4 protein-coding genes are annotated in these 2,724 nt (G+C 31.8%); all 4 read left to right on the forward strand.

Annotated features, from left to right (window positions below):
• The first annotated feature begins 136 nt into the window (after positions 1-136).
• The 4 genes from RM539_RS19665 to RM539_RS19680 all read left to right on the forward strand — a co-directional run bounded on the left by RM539_RS19665 (position 137) and on the right by RM539_RS19680 (position 2,720).
• Positions 137-754 (forward strand): hypothetical protein, encoded by a 618-nt coding sequence (locus RM539_RS19665; RefSeq protein WP_311505126.1) that lies wholly within the window; start codon positions 137-139, stop codon positions 752-754.
• A gap of 173 nt (positions 755-927) precedes the next feature.
• Positions 928-1,467, forward strand: a complete 540-nt coding sequence (locus RM539_RS19670; protein WP_311505127.1) for a hypothetical protein — start codon at positions 928-930, stop codon at positions 1,465-1,467.
• 576 nt (positions 1,468-2,043) lie between these two features.
• A complete protein-coding gene (locus RM539_RS19675) occupies positions 2,044-2,298 on the forward strand; it encodes a DUF6364 family protein (RefSeq protein ID WP_311505128.1) in 255 nt (84 codons plus the stop codon).
• On the forward strand, positions 2,298-2,720 hold the full coding sequence (locus RM539_RS19680) for a type II toxin-antitoxin system VapC family toxin (protein WP_311505129.1): 423 nt from the start codon (positions 2,298-2,300) through the stop codon (positions 2,718-2,720). Before RM539_RS19675 ends, RM539_RS19680 begins: the two co-directional genes overlap by 1 nt.
• The last annotated feature ends 4 nt before the right edge of the window (positions 2,721-2,724 follow it).

The following is a 2,724-nucleotide window of genomic DNA, read 5'->3' on the forward strand; positions in this document are numbered from 1 at the left end:
GCGGTTATAGCAAATTGCGGTTTATGTGCTGAAAATTGTTATTTTTAACTACCAATTAAAATCCAACTAGCCGACAAATCCGCGTTCCCTACCCCGCAACTTGTCCATAACCGCAAACCGTTACCTGCAAGCAATTATGAAAAATATTGTTTCCATTTTTATAATAATCCTTTTCCCATTATTAATTAGTGGACAAGCAATAAAAAAACACTCCAATGATTCAATTGAGGAATTTGCTTTAAGAAATAAACCCGAAAAAGCAGAAAAAATATCGTTTATAAAAGTTGCAAAATGGAATTCCAAAGAAGGAATTTTTGTGTTTTATAAAGAGAATTTCAAGGATGAAAATTTGACTTCTGATAATAAGACCTATACAAGATTGATCGGAAATTTATTTATAAGAACTCCAAAGAACAATAAATACAAAAGAATATTAATCGACACAATTCATCAAGAAGGAGGTGATCCAAAAATTGAGGATCTCTTTTTTGCCAATGCAGATAATGATCAATATGATGAACTAATTATAATTACCTCCTGGAACCAAAGACATTATCAAATTAGTGGTAAAATATATGGAACATTTATCTACGACGAATGGAAAAACTTAAACATAGATTATTTAATTTTTCAAGAAGAGATCAGCAAAATTGTCGATGGAGGTTTTGATGGAAATCGAGAAGGAGAAATTGTAAAAGCGAAATATAAAAATAGAGATGAAATCATTTCGAAATTAAAAGAAATGACACACTAAATTGCAAGCAGGTAACATCGGTTCACCGCAAATAACGGGTAGTTTGTTGAAAATAGTTATTTTAGAGACCAATTATTAAAACCACTAAACCGACTAATCAGCATCCTTACTCCCGCAACTTGCGGTAACCGTAACCGTTGTAGTGCATTTTCAACAAAATAAATCCTACTTAAATGAAAAAATTATTCATCTTATCAATATTAATTCTTCTCAATTCGTGTGTTGAGAACACTCAAGAATCACTAATTGGCAACAAGTTTTCTGATCATAAAAAAATAGCAGCTTTAGAAGAATTTGAAAAAGTATCTGATACCACTTTTATTAATCAAGAAATTGATAAAGAATATAGCCTACTTCATTTGAATAAGGTTAACAATGATCTTATCATTTATTCCAAGATTAATTCAACCACAAGTAATAAAAGAACATACACGGTTTTAGACACTCTGATTATTAAATCGAAAAATTCCGGAAAAGTAACAATTGGTTATTGTGAATTTGATTTAAAGAACCAGAATGCCGGAAATATCATAGCCTTGGTTGAAACTGTAGACAATAAGAAAATGTTTAACCAAAATATTAAAGCTGCCTGGCGAGCAGATTCCCAAACCGAAAAAATCGAACGATTGGAAAACTTAGATAATTTAAAATGTCTTAATGCATGGTTTGATGGTAAAAGCAGGACAATTAATTATAACGAATTAGAGGAATAGAAAACGCACTACAACAGCGATTAACGAGGCCAATATGCGGTATTCCAGAAGAAATGATAACTTCAACTTCTAATAAAAAAACAACAAGCCGACAACTCCGAGTGCTAAATTCCGCACACTGGCGTTAATCGCGGCCGTTGCCAACAAGAGCTCGGCTGAAAATTGGCAATTTTCAACATCGAATAAATTATAAAGATTTGTTTTTTAACCTCGGAAAGTAACTCCACAGGAAGAACAGTTTTTCAGTTCATGTTTCAAAACTTCCAAAACAAAATTCCGCTCTGGCGCTGAGAAAAATTCACGGTTAATAATGACCGTTTTTAATATAAATTCGTTTCCGCGCTCCAATAGGCAACAGCGGTTATAGTAAATTGCGGTTTATGTGCTGAAAATTGTTATTTTTAACTATCAATTAAAATCCAACTAGCTGACAAATCCGCGTTCCCTACTCCGCAACTTGTCCATAACCGCAACCGTTAGCCACAAGCTTCACAAAAAAACGTGTAATAAATCAAAAATAAGCACGTGCAATAAAATTCTTTGTATATTTGTATTTATACTTATAAAAATACGACGATGAACACAAAGCTGACCTTAACAATCGAACAGGAAATAATTAAAAGGGCAAAAGAATATGCGAAAGATAAAAATCGCAGCTTGTCCGACATTATTGAAAATTATTTGAAAATCTTGACCAAGGAAGAAAAGATGGAAAGAGATAAAAAACTTAATCCAGTTGTAAAATCGCTAAAAGGCTCCTTTAAGATACCTAAAAAAAATATGGATTATAAAAAAGAACTAAGGAACAGGCTAGAAGAAAAATACTCATAATGGATAAAGTTCTTATTGACACAGATGTGATCCTGGATTTCTTTTTTGATCGTGAACCCTTTGCAGAATTTGCAACAGAAATTCTCAATTTATGCGAAGAAAACAAAATAAAAGGATTCACAACTCCAGTTATAATTTGTAATGTATATTATTTACTAAGAAAATCAGCCAAGCACGAAATCATCATTGAGAAAATAAAGCAACTTTTAAATATAATCGAGATTATAAAAATGGATAAAGAAGCCGTTTTTGGAGCTTTAAATTCAAATTTCAAAGATTTTGAAGATGCTTTGCAAAACTTCTCAGCCATTGAAAATGGAGAAATAAAAATAATATTAACTCGAAATATAAAAGATTTTAAAAAGAGTGAAATCGCCGTTTTAACCCCTGAAATGTATTTAAAGGGAAAAGCCAGTGGCTAACATC

Origin of the sequence: Autumnicola musiva, assembly GCF_031846585.1 — a bacterium.
GTDB classification, from domain to species: domain Bacteria; phylum Bacteroidota; class Bacteroidia; order Flavobacteriales; family Flavobacteriaceae; genus Autumnicola; species Autumnicola musiva.